Below are 14,419 nucleotides of genomic sequence, written 5' to 3'. Positions count from 1 at the left end.
TTAAAAAGCCTGTCTCGTTGGAGACAGGTTTTTTTTAGACATAAACAATTTGAGACTCAATCACTTTTTTGCCCAGTTTTTCTAAAACCGTTTGGTATTCATCTAACTGCAATTGATGTTTTTCCTGTACATCACCTGTTTTAAAATCAATAATGATAATTCCATTTTCAGTTTCTATCAAACGATCCGGACGATAAATTGATGAGGTTCCGTTTTCCGAAATCATAATATCTTTTTCATTGATCACGGTTTGGTTTTCTTTAAAATACTTCGAATAACTTTCATTATGAATGATCTTGAAAATCCGATCACTGATTTCAAGTTTTTCTTCTTCCGTAATGGTTCCTTCCAAAAGATAACTTTCCAACACTTTTTCTACATCTTTTGCGGTGTTAATTCGCGCTAAAATCTCGTGCGTGAAAATTCCTATTCGTACTTTTTCGACCCTATTTTGATAACTTTTAGTCGGTGTTGCGATTTTAATCGCGTCCTTGTATTTTTCTTTTTCGGTGTGAAGATGGATTGCTTTCGAAGTAAATGCTGTGCTTTTTTCCTCGCTTTCCTTTTTTAAATTCTCTGCAGAAACTTGATATAAATCAAATGATGTAATGGTTTCTCCTGCTTCATCTCTTGGGATTTTAGATGCTATAAAGTCATAGATTTCTAAGTGATTGGCCGATTTATTTGGTTGTTCAATATAGAAGAAAAGTTCTTCTGCTGCACGCGTCGTCGCCACATATTGAATACAGAAATTATCAATTTTTTCTTGGTAGGAATGTTCATTATTAAAATCCGCAATTTCATCATCATAAATCTGAAGTTCACTGTCAAAGAATTTCACGTTCACAGAATTCAGTTTTTCCTCGTCGCTCGTTCCAAACCAATAACTGCCTTTTTTAGAAGAACCCTTATTTTGCATCGGCAAAAGAACAACCGGAAATTCCAGACCTTTTGATTTGTGAATCGTCATTATTTGTACGGCATCTACATTTTCAGAGGCTTGAATCGTTGTACTATTCGCTTCCTCCTCCCAATATTTAATAAATTCTTTTAGCGTTGAACTCGCATTTTGAGAATACGCATAAAGCATTTCCAGATAATTAAAGAGGAAATCGGTCTCCTTATCTTTTACCGAAAATTCATGCAGAAAATGTTCGATGAAGTTATAAAGATTCAGTTGCAATAAATCTTTTGACTGCAGTTGAAGTCCATATTTTTCTTCAATTAAAACTTCCATTTCGGATTTGTTTTTCAAAGCCAAAATTCCAAGAATCTCTTTGCTGAAATCTTGTATTTCAATTCGACCTAAAACCTTTAAATAATAAAGCATCTTGACTACAAACTGAAAGTTTTTAGGGTTTTCTTCCCACTTCAAAAACTCCGTTAATGCTAGTAAAGTTAATGATAGATTCAAAGTTAAACCTGATTCAGAAATGGTTTTAATATAAACTTCTTCGCCGTTATAGTTGACTTTTAAGTTTCCTAATAATTGAGAGAAATTAAAAATATCGAAATTTCCCCGGCACAGAATCGTAATGTCTGAAAACCGATAACCATTCGCCAGACAACTTTCAATATCATCTCGCATTTTCTCAGAAACACTGTCGTAATAAAGCGATTTTCTGGTCGAATTTTCGATGAGGTTGATTCGCACTCGACCTTCCTTTTTTGATTTTGCAGCCTGATGAGAACCATCGCCAAAAATTTTCTGATGTTCATTTTCTGTAAACTGCGACATGAATTGATACAACTGATTATTGAAATCAACAATATTTTTCGCGCTCCGATAATTGTTTTCTAAGTTTTCTACTTTCGCAAAAACGGGTGTAATTTCATTGTGATTAATGATATCCAGCATTAACTGAGAATCTCCACCACGAAAACGATAAATGCTTTGTTTAGGATCACCGACCAAAGTAAAACTCATGTTTTCCTGAGAAACTGCATGATCTCTTAACGGAAGAAAATTTTGCCATTGCAGCAAAGAAGTATCCTGAAATTCATCGAAAAAATAGTGCGTGAATTTCGTGCCTATTTTTTCATAAATGAAAGCAGTTGGCTCTTCGCGCAGATTCTCATGAATCATAATGTTGAATTTTGACAGCAAAACCAAATCATTTTCCTGTTCGATTTCTGCCAGTTTATCCTGAATATCTTTATTTACTTTTAAAGGTAAAAGTGCCTGAAGAATTTTTTCTTTTTTCTGTGCTTCTACATGATTGTGAATCAGTTTTTTACGTCTCTCCAAAAGAAATTCCAGGATTTCGAAAATTTCATCTTCCCGATGTTTAGATTTTGAAGATGCGCCTTTTCTGATTTTCTCTTCTCTGCCTTCTTCCTGATCAATTGTTTCATAAAGAAGCGGAATTTTTTTATCTAAAAACTTTTCAAAAAATCCAGCAATTCCATTTTTCCCATCGGCAAAATCGCCGACTTCTAAACTCTTTTCCTGAAGTAAAGTCATTACTTCTTCGGCAATCTTAACCGCTTCTTCTCTTAATTCTTTAATGTTTGTTCGAAGATTCTTTTTGGTGTTTTCGTAAACTTCCCAATCAAACTCTTTGTTTTCATTTAACCGGAAGTAATGTTTGTCCTGAACATATTCTTTCGCTGAATTATAAAGTGTTTTATTGAGGTCGATCCGGTCATTATTATCCAAAGTATAATTCACAAAATCCATGAAGGCATCAGAGATTTTATTTTCTTCCCCAATATCTTCCAGCATTTTATCAACGGCTTCAATCAGAAAAGGTTCTGGATTAATTTCTAAATTAAAGTTTTGCGCTAAACCCAATTCCTGTGCAAAACTCCTCACCAGTTTAGAGTTGAATTTATCAATCGTACCAATATTTAAAGTAGAGTAGTGGTGCAAAACATAATCCAGCATTCGTTTAGAACGTTCGTGCAATTCTCTTAAGGAAATATTGAAACCTTCTTCTTCTTCTAATTTTATTTGAATATTGATGAGATCAGTATTAGTTTCATAAGTTTCCAAAGAAAATTTCTTTAACCAATCGATGATTCGGTGTTTCATTTCATTGGCTGCTTTGTTGGTGAAAGTCAGCGCGAGAATATTTCTAATTTTATCAGACTGCGCAGGATACTTTAAACAAATTGCTAACAGATTCTGAACCAGAGCGTAAGTCTTTCCGGAGCCGGCAGAAGCGTTGATTACTTTATAGTCAGGTTGCATTATTTTACTTTATTAAGTTTAAAAGTAAGAAAAAAATTTGTCAACTCAGAAAAAAATCTTACTTTTGCAATCCAAAATGAGATGTAAATTATGTTAATAATCCCAGTAAAAGATGGTGAATCCATCGACAGAGCATTAAAGAAATACAAAAGAAAGTTTGACAAAACAGGAACTATCAGAGCTCTTAGAAGTCGTCAACAATTCAATAAGCCTTCTGTTGTGAAGAGAGCAGCGAATACCAAAGCCGCTTACAAACAAAGAAACTTAAGCATCGAAGAACAAGCTTAAAGAAAACTTTTCTTTGAGATTATACTTAAATCACTTTTCAAATACTTATATTTGAAAAGTGATTTTTTGTTTTTAATAATGATAGAAAGATTTTTAGAATATATTGAAGTAGAACGGCGCTATTCGCCACATACAGTAACAAGTTATCACAAGGATTTGTCTGATTTTGCTGCGTTTCTTTTGAAAACAGAATCACATCAGGACTTTACCAAAGTTGATAAAAAAATTATTAGAAATTTTATGACCGAATTAAGTACGTTGAAAATTTCTAAACGAAGCATCAACCGAAAAATTTCCTCTTTGCGAAGTTTCTTTCTCTTTTTATTAAAACTTGGTGAAGTAACAGTTTCTCCTCTGGAAAATATTCAATCTTTAAAATTTTACGCTGAAAAACAAATTCCATTTTCTGAAGATGAAATGGCGGACTTGCAATCGATGGAAGGGAGACCTCATAGTGGAAGTTTTTTGAAAGAGTTGATTATCGAAACATTGTATCAAACTGGAATGCGTAAAGCGGAATTGTGTAATCTTTTATTTAATGATGTTGATTTTACTAAAAAAGAGATTAAAGTGATCGGTAAAGGAAATAAATCCCGGATCATTCCTATTTCAGAGAAACTCCTTGAAAGTTTTAAATATTATTTAAGTAAAAGAAAGCCCTTGGAATCGAATGAGATGTATTTTTTCTTAAGTGAAAAAGGGAAAAAACTCAATGATAAATTTGTCTACTCTTCGGTAAATTCTTACCTTGGTCTTGTCACTTCGAAGACCAAAAGAAGCCCTCATATTTTAAGACACAGTTTTGCAACTCATGTTTTAGAAAATGGGGCTGAAATTTCTAAAGTGAAGAAATTAATGGGACATTCGTCATTAGCATCAACTCAGGTTTATACTACGGCGAATATCGAACAATTAAAGAAAGTGTTTAACAATGCTCATCCTAGAGCAAAAAAAAATCTAGATTATGAAAATTAAAGTTCAGTCAATTGGCTTAACCCCACACGCACCTCTTGAAGAGTATTTAGAAAAGAAACTTAATAAGTTAGAAACCTTTTATGATAAGATTCATGGTTGCCAGGTGTTTTTGAAAGTAGAAAATGGAGGAGGTAAAGAAAATAAGACAGCAGAGATTAAATTAGAGGTTCCGGGAGATGATATCGTGGTAAAGAAGACTTCTGCTTCATTTGAAGAGAGTATTGACCTTTGTGCTGATGCTGCTAAAAAACTGTTAATCAAGAAGAAAGAACTTGCGTAAAAAAAAATAAAAAAAAGCCTTGAAAAAATTTGTAGATTTAAAATTAACTATGTTATATTTGCACTCGCAAAAAAAGATAAATAGTTCTTTATTTCTACAAATTTTTTTTGAAAAAAGTTAAAAAAATATTGTAGGTGTAAAATAAATCACTATATTTGCACTCGCAAAAACAGATAAGAAGTTCTTTAAAATTTTGCCTCCGTAGCTCAGCTGGCTAGAGCAGCTGATTTGTAATCAGCAGGTCGTGGGTTCGAGTCCCTCTGGAGGCTCATTGAAAAAAATAAAAATAGGGGAGGTTCCAGAGTGGCCAAATGGATCAGACTGTAACTCTGCTGTCTTACGACTTCGTAGGTTCGAATCCTACCCTCCCCACATTTTTTATTAAAAAGTTTTTGTGAATATGTAAATTTATTGTAAATTTGCAAACCGTTTACCAACAGTTTTTGGAAACAAAAATGCGGAAGTAGCTCAGTTGGTAGAGCGTCAGCCTTCCAAGCTGAATGTCGCGAGTTCGACCCTCGTCTTCCGCTCTAAAAAATCACAACCAATACAGCGGCTTGTGATTTTTTTTTAATTTTTCGCCGACTTAGCTCAGGGGTAGAGTGCTTCCTTGGTAAGGAAGAGGTCGTGAGTTCAAATCTCATAGTTGGCTCTGTGTAATCTCTCTTTTTTTAGAGAGATTTTTTTATGCCTAAATTTTCCTAGATCTACTTTTGAATCCCTACGATATTTATTTATTCGACATTGATGTTCCTAAAGTAAACGGCTTATAAGTCTGCGAAAAAATTTCCGGAAGAGGATCAAAACATTCTCATCAACATGATTTCCGCGTACGGTGATTTATCTGATAAGAATGAAGTCTTCAAACGACTTGCTGATAAAGTCTTTCCACTTTGAAGAATTATTGATGAGAATTCAGTTGCTCGTTCGAAGAAATAATGCTCAGGACAAAGTCATCGACGATTTTTTTTCAATAGAAGATTTGAACATTAGCAAAACCGATCAGGAATTTTTTCGTGGCCGACAGGAAATAGCATTGACGTAGAGTTTCAATTATTGGTTTTTCTGGCAGAAGCCTCAGGTCGAACGGTTTCTAAACAACAAATCACGAATACCAAAACGGAGGAAGTTTATATTAATTTTTCAAGAAAGAAGATTGATGAAATTTTTGCAGTTACACTCATTCATACCCGTTCTGGCTATGTTTATTACTTAAAAGCAATATGATGTGGTCTCTAAAGTGTAAGATTGCCTTGAATCTGAGTGTTGCGTTTTCATTGCCTTTTGGTATTGTAATGACGATCATTTATGTCTCGTTTAATTCTTTTAGAAGAGAAGAGTTTAAAGATCGATTTGTAAAAAGGTTAATTCATAACCAGTTTCATTTCTCAATCGGATGGATTCAAAGAATGAATATTGTGAATCTCTTAATGTGAGCCCAAAAATTCGCATCTATTTTAGAGAAAATAAAACTTTAACAAAACTTTAATTCATTAACATTTAAATATGAAATCTAAAAAAAATATAGGATATAAAGGGTTTAAGGATATTTAGGCATTTGGGAATAATATTATAAATCATTAAAAAAGGGAAATGTTTTTATAAAATTATTTTATACATTTTCTTAAATAAATTTTTTTACCTAAATTTGCACTCCGGTATTTCGTTTATATATAGAATGGTGTAAACCAATATTTTTGAATATTCAACTTTTTTTTCTAAAAAAGGTTTTCAATATTCAAAAAATGACTATATTTGCGCACCGAAAAAAAGAATAATTAATTAATAAATAATTTATATCATGGCAAAGGAAACGTTTAATCGTAACAAACCACACTTGAACATTGGTACCATCGGTCACGTAGACCATGGTAAAACTACACTTACTGCTGCAATTAGCAAGGTGTTATCTGACAAAGGATACGGAACAGCAAGAGATTTCTCTTCTATCGATTCTGCACCAGAAGAAAAAGAAAGAGGTATTACAATCAATACTTCACACATTGAATATGAAACTGCAAACAGACACTACGCTCACGTAGACTGTCCAGGTCACGCCGATTATGTTAAGAACATGGTTACTGGTGCTGCTCAAATGGATGGTGCTATCTTGGTAGTTGCTTCTACAGACGGACCAATGCCTCAAACTAGAGAGCACATCCTGCTTTGTCGTCAGGTAAACGTACCTAACGTACTTGTATTCATGAACAAAGTTGACATGGTTGACGATGCTGAATTACTAGAATTAGTAGAAATGGAAGTAAGAGAGCTTCTTTCTTCTTATGACTATGATGGTGACAATACACCAGTTATCCAAGGTTCTGCTCTAGGAGGTCTTAACGGAGATCCAAAATGGGTAGCGAAAATCGAAGAATTAATGGATGCTGTTGATTCTTGGATCCAACTTCCAACAAGAGATGTTGACAAAACTTTCTTGATGCCAATCGAAGATGTATTCTCTATTACAGGTCGTGGTACAGTTGCTACAGGAAGAATTGAAGCAGGTGTTATTAATACAGGTGATCCAGTAGATATCGTAGGTATGGGTGATGAAAAATTAACATCAACTGTAACAGGAGTAGAAATGTTCCGTAAAATCTTAGATAGAGGTGAAGCAGGAGATAACGTAGGTATCTTATTAAGAGGTATTGAGAAAACCGACATCAAAAGAGGTATGGTAATCGCGAAAGCAGGTTCTGTAACTCCACACAAAAAATTCAAAGCAGAGGTTTATATCCTTTCTAAAGAAGAAGGTGGTCGTCACACTCCATTCCACAACAAATACCGTCCACAGTTCTACGTAAGAACAACTGACGTTACAGGTGAAATCTTCTTACCAGAAGGTGTAGAGATGGTAATGCCAGGTGATAACTTAACAATTACTGTAGAATTGTTGCAACCAATCGCTCTTAACGTAGGTCTTAGATTTGCAATTAGAGAAGGAGGTAGAACAGTTGGTGCTGGTCAGGTAACTGAAATCACTGATTAATTTCTAAAATATAATAAAGGTTCCGTAGGGAAACTTACGGAACCTTTTTTAATCTACGGGCATCGTCCAATGGTAGGATACCGGTCTCCAAAACCGTTGATCAGGGTTCGAGTCCTTGTGCCCGTGCAAATTAATGATAATGAGTTTAGTAGATTTTATTAAAGGTTCTTATATCGAATTCAAAGATAAAGTAGAGTGGCCAAAGTGGCCAGAGTTGCAATCTTCAACAGTAGTAGTAACTATTGGTACGGTGCTTCTTGCATTATTCACTTTTGGCGTTGATTCATTGTTCAGTAAATCTATTGCGAATATGATATCGCTCTTTATCAATCTGTTCAATTAAAATTATTTTCCGAAATGAGTGACTTGAAGTGGTATGTTCTGAAATCCATCAGTGGACAGGAAAATAAGGTGAAAACCTATATTGAGAGCGAAATGAAGCATTATGGCTTAGAGGAATTCGTAACTCAAGTAGTCATTCCTATGGAAAAAGTAATCCAGATAAGAAATGGTAAAAAGGTACCGAAAGAAAAACCTTATTACCCAGGATACTTAATGGTAGAAGCTAATCTAGTAGGGGAGGTTCCTCACATCATTAAGAATATTCCAGGAGTTATTTCTTTTTTGAGTTCAACCAAAGGTGGTGATCCTGTACCAATGCGTAAATCAGAAGTGAATAGAATGCTTGGTAGAATGGATGAACTTTCTGAGTTCGCAATCGATACAGCAATTCCTTTTGTAGTTGGTGAAAACGTAAAGGTAATCGATGGTCCTTTCAATGGGTTTAACGGTACTGTAGAAAAACTACACGAAGATAAAAAGAAAATTGAAGTATCTGTAATGATTTTCGGAAGAAAAACACCAATGGAACTAAGTTTTATGCAAGTAGAAAAAGTATAAACAGCTTTTTAAAAATATTTAAAAGACTATTCGAAAGAATAGTCTTTTTTTTTTTGTGCAAAAATCCAAATGCTATGAAAAAATATTCTCCTTTAAATGAAATTTATGTTGATGATGTGACTTTGACCACCCAGCAGAATTCTCTTCAGTAATTGATGATTGAAAATGCGGTGCTGACTTCTTTGAAAATTAAAACGAATAATTTCCTTCGTGATGTCGAGATTGCTTTATTCCTGGTAAAGAGTTTTAATAAAAACTTTAAAAAAAAATTGGACAATTTAGAAATCCCAGTTTCTGCTAAGAAAGGGATTTATATTTTAGGAATTTCATCAGGAAAAGAGAAGATTATGAAAAAATTAATGTTCACGAATTAAAAATACAAATTGCTTTCTTGAATTGCAATTGTAAAGAGGCCGTTCGAAAGATTGATCACTTTTATTATTTATAGCATATATAACACAGCAGTATTTTATAAGTTAAATCAATTTTAAAAGGGTGATTTAACTTGATGGTTTTATTTATGTGAATTTACCTTTGTTATCATAAAAATTAGAAACTATGAAAACAAATGTAGTAACTCTTCTGCTGTTTTGTTTCGCAGTTTATTTGAATGCACAATTCAATTATCCGGCAACACCTGTAAAAGCAGTCATTGACAATTATAATGGAGTGAAAATTACCGATAATTACAGGTGGTTAGAAGACATGAAAAATCCTGAAGTAACAAACTGGTTTAAAAATCAGGCTGACTTTAGTAAGAATTATATTGAAAAAATTTCCGGACGAGATCAATTATTTAACGACATGAAATATCTGGATGAATTGAAAGATGCCGATTATTATAACGTTAAAAAAAGTGGTAACAATTATTTCTACACTAAAATTTTGCGTGGCGAAAAAGTTGCAAAATTGTATATGCGTGACGGATCTGGGAATGAGATACTTATATTCGATCCAGAAAATTATGTTGCTGGTAAAACCTATGAGATTCAAGATTTTTCAACCAATATAGATGGATCGATATTGGCGATGGGTTTAGCAGAAAGCGGTGCGGAAATAGGTGAAAGCCGATTCATTGACATAAAAACAAAAAAACTATTACCCGATGTTTTAACTCCGGTTTGGGGTGGAATCAGTTCTTGGACGCCGGATCAAAAGTCTGTACTTTATATAAAACTTCAAAATGCAGATAATACAAGCAATGACATGCTTAGAGATATGCGTGCGATGCAGCATTTTTTGGGAACTGCAACCTCTAAAGATATCGAAATCGCATCCCGGTTAAAAAATCCTTCGCTTCCAATAAAACCTGAAAACTGGGTGTCCACTTATTTTTCCGATGATTACAGATATATGTTTTTAGATATAGGGTCGGTGCAGAGGGAGCAGTTAGTTTATTATGCTCCTGCTTCAGAATTCGGTAAATCATCCATCAATTGGAAGCCCTTCATAGGATTTGATGATGAGATCACAGATTTTAGTATTATCGGAGATAAAGTTTTTTTTCTTACTCACAAAAATGCGCCTAATTTTAAGATTGGAGTTACTTCTATGAGTAAACCTGATTTTAAAAATGCTAAAATTGTCGTCCCAGAAGGAAAAAATTTAATTACTCGAATTACAGCAACCAAAAATTACTTGGTCTATAGAGTGGCTAACGGAATGAATATCGACTTATACCAAATTGATGGAAATAGTTTAGCCCTAAACAAAATACCGCTTCCACAAGGAAGTAATGCGATGCTGCCTTTAAATAGTAGAGAAGGAGATGAAGCAGTTGCGGTTAACTATGGGTGGTTAAATCCATATGTTTTTTATAACGTACAATTAAAAGATAATAAAGTTGAGGTGAGTAAACTATTTAATACTAAAGCAGTTTATCCAAATCAGGGAGAATTTGTTGTAAAGGAGATAGAAATTAAAAGTTACGATGGAACGATGGTTCCACTTTCTATTATCTATCCAAAAAATATAAAAATAGACGGAAGTAATTCTCTTTATCTTGATGGTTATGGATCATACGGAGTGTCTATGTTCCCGTACTTCTCTGAAGCAAATTATGCACTTCTTAGACAAAATGTAATTGTTGCAGTGGCGCATGTAAGAGGTGGTGGAGAAAAAGGAGAAGCGTGGCACAAAGCCGCATTTAAAGGCACTAAAGAAAATACCTGGAAAGATTTTATTGCCTGCGCTGATTATTTAGTCAATAATAAGTACACCTCCAAAGATAAATTAATTGGTTCGGGAATGAGTGCTGGTGGTATTCTTATTGGGAATGCGGTGGCAGAACGTCCAGATTTATTTGCTGCAATCATTGCAGAAGTAGGCTGTACCAATATGTTAAGAATGGAGATTACCCCAAACGGTCCCAATCAAATTCCCGAATTTGGAGCGCTGGGAAATCCTGAGGAATTGAAAGGTTTAATTGCCATGGATGCACAACATAAAATTAAAGAAAATGTAAAATATCCCGCTGTACTAGTAAGAACAGGGATTAATGATCCAAGAGTTATTCCCTGGATGCCTGCTAAATTTGCTGCAACAATGCAAAACAGTTCAACATCTGGAAAACCCGTTCTGTTTTATGTAGATTATGAAAACGGACATTTTACTCAAGATAAAAATGTTACGTATCGAAATTATGCAGATATGTATGCTTTTGCTCTTGCGCAAACAAATCATCCTAATTTTAAATATATCAAATAATTACTTACAATAATATTATTTGTCAAAACCGTTTTCATAGCGGTTTTTTCATTATTAATAAATAATGGAAAGGCGGTTTCAACAATCTTTCTTTTGATAATAAGTTTTATTAAATTTGATGATTTAACAAAAATACAATAAAGCCATTTGAGATAATAGGTGATTGTTATAAATATTCGACAATTTTTAAAATTCTTTCTAAAAATCAATACCTTATCTATTGTGTAATCAAAATTTATTCTTAATTTTGCAATCCGAAATGTAAAGTTGTGTTTTATCGCGCCTCGTTACAGATTTATAAATGCTTCCACATTCATAAATTATTAATTTTTTATAAAAAATAAAAATGGCTAAAAAAGTCTTTAAAATGGTGAAGCTCCAAGTAAAAGGAGGAGCAGCAAACCCATCTCCACCAGTAGGTCCTGCATTAGGTTCTGCAGGGGTGAACATTATGGAGTTTTGTAAGCAATTTAACGGAAGAACTCAAGACAAGCCAGGACAAGTTTTACCTGTAGTAATTACAGTGTACGAAGACAAATCATTTGAATTCGTAATTAAAACTCCACCTGTGGCAATCCAACTTTTAGAAGCATCTAAGCAGAAAAAAGGTTCAGGAGAGCCAAACAGACTGAAAGTAGGTGCTGTATCTTGGGCTCAAGTTAGTAAAATTGCTGAGGATAAAATGGTAGATCTTAATTGTTTTACGATGGATGGTGCCCTTACTATGGTTGCCGGAACTGCAAGATCTATGGGATTGAGAGTAACAGGAACTAAACCAACTAACGCTTAAAACTTATAGATATGGCAAAATTAACTAAAAAGCAAAAAGAAGCTTTAAGCAAAATAGAAAAAAACAAAATTTATTCTCTTGAAGAAGCTTCGGCTTTGGTAAAAGAAGTAAACTTTGCAAAATTTGATGCATCTGTTGATATCGCAGTTAGATTAGGAGTTGATCCTAGAAAAGCGAACCAAATGGTAAGAGGTGTTGTATCTCTTCCACACGGAACTGGTAAAGATGTAAAAGTATTGGCCTTGGTAACTCCAGATAAAGAAGCAGAAGCGAAAGAAGCTGGTGCTGATTATGTAGGTCTTGATGAATATTTACAGAAAATTAAAGATGGTTGGACTGATGTTGACGTGATCGTTACCATGCCGGCTGTTATGGGTAAATTAGGTCCATTGGGTAGAATTTTAGGTCCAAGAGGTTTAATGCCAAATCCTAAATCAGGAACTGTAACGATGGATATCGGTAAAGCAGTATCTGAAGTAAAATCAGGTAAAATTGATTTTAAAGTTGATAAATACGGAATCATCCACGCTGGAATTGGTAAAGTGTCTTTTGACCCTGCTCAAATTAGAGAAAATGCTTCTGAATTAATTCAGACATTAATCAAATTGAAACCAACAGCGTCTAAAGGTGTTTATGTAAGAAGCATTTATTTGTCTTCTACTATGAGTCCAGGTATTGCAATTGATACTAAATCTGTAAACTAAAATCTGAAAGACAATGACAAAAGAAGATAAAGTATTAGTAATACAAGAATTAAAAGAAGTGTTACAAGACGCGAAAGTGGTTTATGTAGCAAGTCTAGAAGGAATGAATGCTGCTGCGACTTCAGATTTTAGAAGACAAGCATTTAAACAAAATATCACTGTAAAAGTTGTAAAAAACACTTTACTACAAAAAGCATTGGAACAAATCGAAGGAGTAGATTACTCTGAAATGTTCCCAACTTTCAAAGGTAACTCTGCTATTATGATTTCTGAAACAGCAAATGCTCCGGCAAAGTTGATTCAAGGATTCAGAAAAAAAGCAGAAATTCCAGCTTTGAAATCTGCTTATTTACAAGAAACTTTCTACGTAGGCGACGAAAACTTAGCTACTTTAGTTAGCATCAAGTCTAGAGAAGAAATGATTGGTGAAATCATCACATTACTTCAATCTCCACTTAGAAATGTTCTTTCTGCATTACAGAACAAAGATGAAGCAAACGGAGATGCTGAAGAGGCTGCTCCTGTTGCGGAAGAAGTTCAGGCAGAAACCCCAGCAGCAGAAGTTGCTCCAGAAGCAAGTGCTGACGCTACCAATGCACCTAGTGCAGAGTAATTAGACTCAAAAAAAAATCAAATAAATCGTTCAACAATTAAAACATTATTAAAATGTCAGATTTAAAAAACTTAGCGGAAACGCTTGTAAACTTAACCGTTAAAGACGTAAATGAATTAGCTACTATCCTTAAGGATGAGTACGGAATCGAACCAGCTGCTGTAGCTGTAGCTGCTGTTGCAGGTGCTGGCGAAGCAGTAGAAGAAAAAACTGAATTCGACGTAATCTTGAAAGCAGCAGGTGCTTCAAAATTAGCAGTTGTAAAATTAGTTAAGGATTTAACTGGTGCAGGTCTTAAAGAAGCGAAAGATATGGTAGACGGAGCTCCGACTGCAATCAAAGAAGGAATCTCTAAAGACGAAGCTGAAGCGTTGAAAAAACAATTAGAAGAAGCTGGTGCTGAAGTAGAATTGAAATAATTCTTCCTCAACCTTATAACTAAGCCGTCTCGTTTTATACGAGATGGCTTTTTTGTGCTTAATGGTACTTACCTTGGACGAGTGGTATTTCTTTAAATTAAACAAACTGAAAGCAAAAAAATCCCGACTCAAATAAATGAATCGGGATTTCTATTTTAAAAACGTTTTGCTGATTAAGCTTGTACGTTGTTTTGTCCTAATACGAAAGGCTCAACTTCTTTGATTTCTCCGAATTGTTGTTCGTAGTTATTGATGTTTTGTTGCAATGCAGCCATTACTCTTTTTGCGTGTAGTGGCGCCAAGATTACTCTTGATCGTACGTTCGCTTGTTGAACTCCTGGCATCATTTGGATGAAATCCACAACGAATTCTGAAGGGGAATGGTTTACTAAAGCAAGGTTACAGTAAACTCCTTGAGCAACCATTTCGTTTAAGTTAATGTTAATGTTGTTTGGATCTTGATTTTGATTCTGATTGTTGTCCATTTTAAATTTTATATTTTAAGTTAAAAATTATAGACTACGAATATAAATTATTTAAAACTTATATCCGTAATCTGTAA

At 34.1% G+C, this 14,419-nt stretch carries 15 protein-coding genes and 5 tRNA genes; 18 read left to right on the top strand and 2 right to left on the bottom strand.

Annotated features, from left to right (window positions below):
• Nucleotides 1-34: 34 nt before the first annotated feature.
• Nucleotides 35-3,193, bottom strand: a complete 3,159-nt coding sequence (locus PUH65_RS00595) for an exodeoxyribonuclease V subunit beta (protein WP_305517913.1) — start codon at nt 3,191-3,193, stop codon at nt 35-37.
• 90 nt (nt 3,194-3,283) lie between these two features.
• On the opposite strand from PUH65_RS00595, the gene rpsU reads away from it, so the two are divergent.
• The 18 genes from rpsU (at nt 3,284) to rplL (ending at nt 13,857) form a co-directional block, all read left to right on the top strand.
• Complete coding sequence (gene rpsU, locus PUH65_RS00590) at nt 3,284-3,481, top strand: 30S ribosomal protein S21 (protein ID WP_133439727.1); 198 nt, start codon at nt 3,284-3,286, stop codon at nt 3,479-3,481.
• 78 nt (nt 3,482-3,559) lie between these two features.
• Nucleotides 3,560-4,456, top strand: a complete 897-nt coding sequence (locus tag PUH65_RS00585; protein ID WP_305517912.1) for a tyrosine-type recombinase/integrase — start codon at nt 3,560-3,562, stop codon at nt 4,454-4,456.
• Nucleotides 4,446-4,736: an HPF/RaiA family ribosome-associated protein gene (locus tag PUH65_RS00580; protein WP_305517911.1), complete on the top strand. Its 291-nt coding sequence runs from the start codon at nt 4,446-4,448 to the stop codon at nt 4,734-4,736. Before PUH65_RS00585 ends, PUH65_RS00580 begins: the two co-directional genes overlap by 11 nt.
• 195 nt (nt 4,737-4,931) lie before the next feature.
• Nucleotides 4,932-5,005 (top strand) — tRNA-Thr (locus PUH65_RS00575).
• A gap of 20 nt (nt 5,006-5,025) precedes the next feature.
• Nucleotides 5,026-5,108, top strand: a tRNA-Tyr gene (locus tag PUH65_RS00570).
• An 85-nt stretch (nt 5,109-5,193) separates the two neighbouring features.
• Nucleotides 5,194-5,266: transfer RNA gene (locus PUH65_RS00565), tRNA-Gly, on the top strand.
• A 50-nt stretch (nt 5,267-5,316) separates the two neighbouring features.
• A tRNA-Thr gene (locus PUH65_RS00560) sits at nt 5,317-5,388 on the top strand.
• 201 nt (nt 5,389-5,589) lie between these two features.
• Entirely contained in the window at nt 5,590-5,781 is a 192-nt protein-coding gene (locus PUH65_RS00555; RefSeq protein WP_305517910.1) for a hypothetical protein, read from the top strand.
• 756 nt (nt 5,782-6,537) lie between these two features.
• Complete coding sequence (tuf, locus tag PUH65_RS00550) at nt 6,538-7,725, top strand: elongation factor Tu (RefSeq protein ID WP_305517909.1); 1,188 nt, start codon at nt 6,538-6,540, stop codon at nt 7,723-7,725.
• A gap of 55 nt (nt 7,726-7,780) precedes the next feature.
• Nucleotides 7,781-7,851: transfer RNA gene (locus PUH65_RS00545), tRNA-Trp, on the top strand.
• A gap of 13 nt (nt 7,852-7,864) precedes the next feature.
• A complete protein-coding gene (secE, locus tag PUH65_RS00540) occupies nt 7,865-8,068 on the top strand; it encodes a preprotein translocase subunit SecE (protein ID WP_305518406.1) in 204 nt (67 codons plus the stop codon).
• A 14-nt stretch (nt 8,069-8,082) separates the two neighbouring features.
• A complete protein-coding gene (gene nusG / locus PUH65_RS00535) occupies nt 8,083-8,625 on the top strand; it encodes a transcription termination/antitermination protein NusG (RefSeq protein WP_305517908.1) in 543 nt (180 codons plus the stop codon).
• A gap of 155 nt (nt 8,626-8,780) precedes the next feature.
• Nucleotides 8,781-8,999 (top strand): hypothetical protein, encoded by a 219-nt coding sequence (locus PUH65_RS00530; RefSeq protein WP_305517907.1) that lies wholly within the window; start codon nt 8,781-8,783, stop codon nt 8,997-8,999.
• A 184-nt stretch (nt 9,000-9,183) separates the two neighbouring features.
• Nucleotides 9,184-11,331 carry a prolyl oligopeptidase family serine peptidase gene (locus PUH65_RS00525; protein WP_305517906.1) on the top strand — a complete coding sequence of 716 codons (2,148 nt, stop codon included), beginning with the start codon at nt 9,184-9,186 and terminating at the stop codon, nt 11,329-11,331.
• 346 nt (nt 11,332-11,677) lie between these two features.
• Complete coding sequence (gene rplK / locus PUH65_RS00520; RefSeq protein WP_305517905.1) at nt 11,678-12,121, top strand: 50S ribosomal protein L11; 444 nt, start codon at nt 11,678-11,680, stop codon at nt 12,119-12,121.
• Between the two features lie 11 nt (nt 12,122-12,132).
• A complete protein-coding gene (rplA, locus tag PUH65_RS00515) occupies nt 12,133-12,825 on the top strand; it encodes a 50S ribosomal protein L1 (protein WP_305517904.1) in 693 nt (230 codons plus the stop codon).
• Nucleotides 12,826-12,838: 13 nt separating this feature from the next.
• On the top strand, nt 12,839-13,438 hold the full coding sequence (gene rplJ / locus PUH65_RS00510; protein WP_305517903.1) for a 50S ribosomal protein L10: 600 nt from the start codon (nt 12,839-12,841) through the stop codon (nt 13,436-13,438).
• A gap of 53 nt (nt 13,439-13,491) precedes the next feature.
• Nucleotides 13,492-13,857, top strand: a complete 366-nt coding sequence (rplL, locus tag PUH65_RS00505) for a 50S ribosomal protein L7/L12 (RefSeq protein ID WP_305517902.1) — start codon at nt 13,492-13,494, stop codon at nt 13,855-13,857.
• Nucleotides 13,858-14,030: 173 nt separating this feature from the next.
• On the opposite strand, the gene PUH65_RS00500 is transcribed toward rplL, so the two are convergent.
• Entirely contained in the window at nt 14,031-14,342 is a 312-nt protein-coding gene (locus PUH65_RS00500) for a DUF3467 domain-containing protein (protein ID WP_305517901.1), read from the bottom strand.
• Between the last annotated feature and the right edge of the window lie 77 nt (nt 14,343-14,419).

It is taken from the genome of Kaistella sp. SH40-3 (assembly GCF_030686865.1).
Taxonomy (GTDB): Bacteria; Bacteroidota; Bacteroidia; order Flavobacteriales; family Weeksellaceae; genus Kaistella.
Note: the sequence above shows the minus strand (reverse complement) of the source record. Positions and strands in the feature narration are given on the sequence as shown.

What these genes read in the sequence shown, in the direction of transcription:
- PUH65_RS00585 (WP_305517912.1), top strand. Translation starts at nt 3,560, where the DNA reads ATGATAGAAAGATTTTTAGAATATATTGAAGTAGAACGGCGCTATTCG.
- PUH65_RS00530 (WP_305517907.1), top strand. Translation starts at nt 8,781, where the DNA reads ATGATTGAAAATGCGGTGCTGACTTCTTTGAAAATTAAAACGAATAAT.
- rplL (WP_305517902.1), top strand. Translation starts at nt 13,492, where the DNA reads ATGTCAGATTTAAAAAACTTAGCGGAAACGCTTGTAAACTTAACCGTT.
- nusG (WP_305517908.1), top strand. Translation starts at nt 8,083, where the DNA reads ATGAGTGACTTGAAGTGGTATGTTCTGAAATCCATCAGTGGACAGGAA.
- tuf (WP_305517909.1), top strand. Translation starts at nt 6,538, where the DNA reads ATGGCAAAGGAAACGTTTAATCGTAACAAACCACACTTGAACATTGGT.
- rplA (WP_305517904.1), top strand. Translation starts at nt 12,133, where the DNA reads ATGGCAAAATTAACTAAAAAGCAAAAAGAAGCTTTAAGCAAAATAGAA.
- rpsU (WP_133439727.1), top strand. Translation starts at nt 3,284, where the DNA reads ATGTTAATAATCCCAGTAAAAGATGGTGAATCCATCGACAGAGCATTA.
- rplK (WP_305517905.1), top strand. Translation starts at nt 11,678, where the DNA reads ATGGCTAAAAAAGTCTTTAAAATGGTGAAGCTCCAAGTAAAAGGAGGA.
- PUH65_RS00580 (WP_305517911.1), top strand. Translation starts at nt 4,446, where the DNA reads ATGAAAATTAAAGTTCAGTCAATTGGCTTAACCCCACACGCACCTCTT.
- PUH65_RS00525 (WP_305517906.1), top strand. Translation starts at nt 9,184, where the DNA reads ATGAAAACAAATGTAGTAACTCTTCTGCTGTTTTGTTTCGCAGTTTAT.
- rplJ (WP_305517903.1), top strand. Translation starts at nt 12,839, where the DNA reads ATGACAAAAGAAGATAAAGTATTAGTAATACAAGAATTAAAAGAAGTG.
- PUH65_RS00500 (WP_305517901.1), bottom strand. Translation starts at nt 14,342, where the DNA reads ATGGACAACAATCAGAATCAAAATCAAGATCCAAACAACATTAACATT.
- secE (WP_305518406.1), top strand. Translation starts at nt 7,865, where the DNA reads ATGAGTTTAGTAGATTTTATTAAAGGTTCTTATATCGAATTCAAAGAT.
- PUH65_RS00595 (WP_305517913.1), bottom strand. Translation starts at nt 3,193, where the DNA reads ATGCAACCTGACTATAAAGTAATCAACGCTTCTGCCGGCTCCGGAAAG.
- PUH65_RS00555 (WP_305517910.1), top strand. Translation starts at nt 5,590, where the DNA reads ATGAAGTCTTCAAACGACTTGCTGATAAAGTCTTTCCACTTTGAAGAA.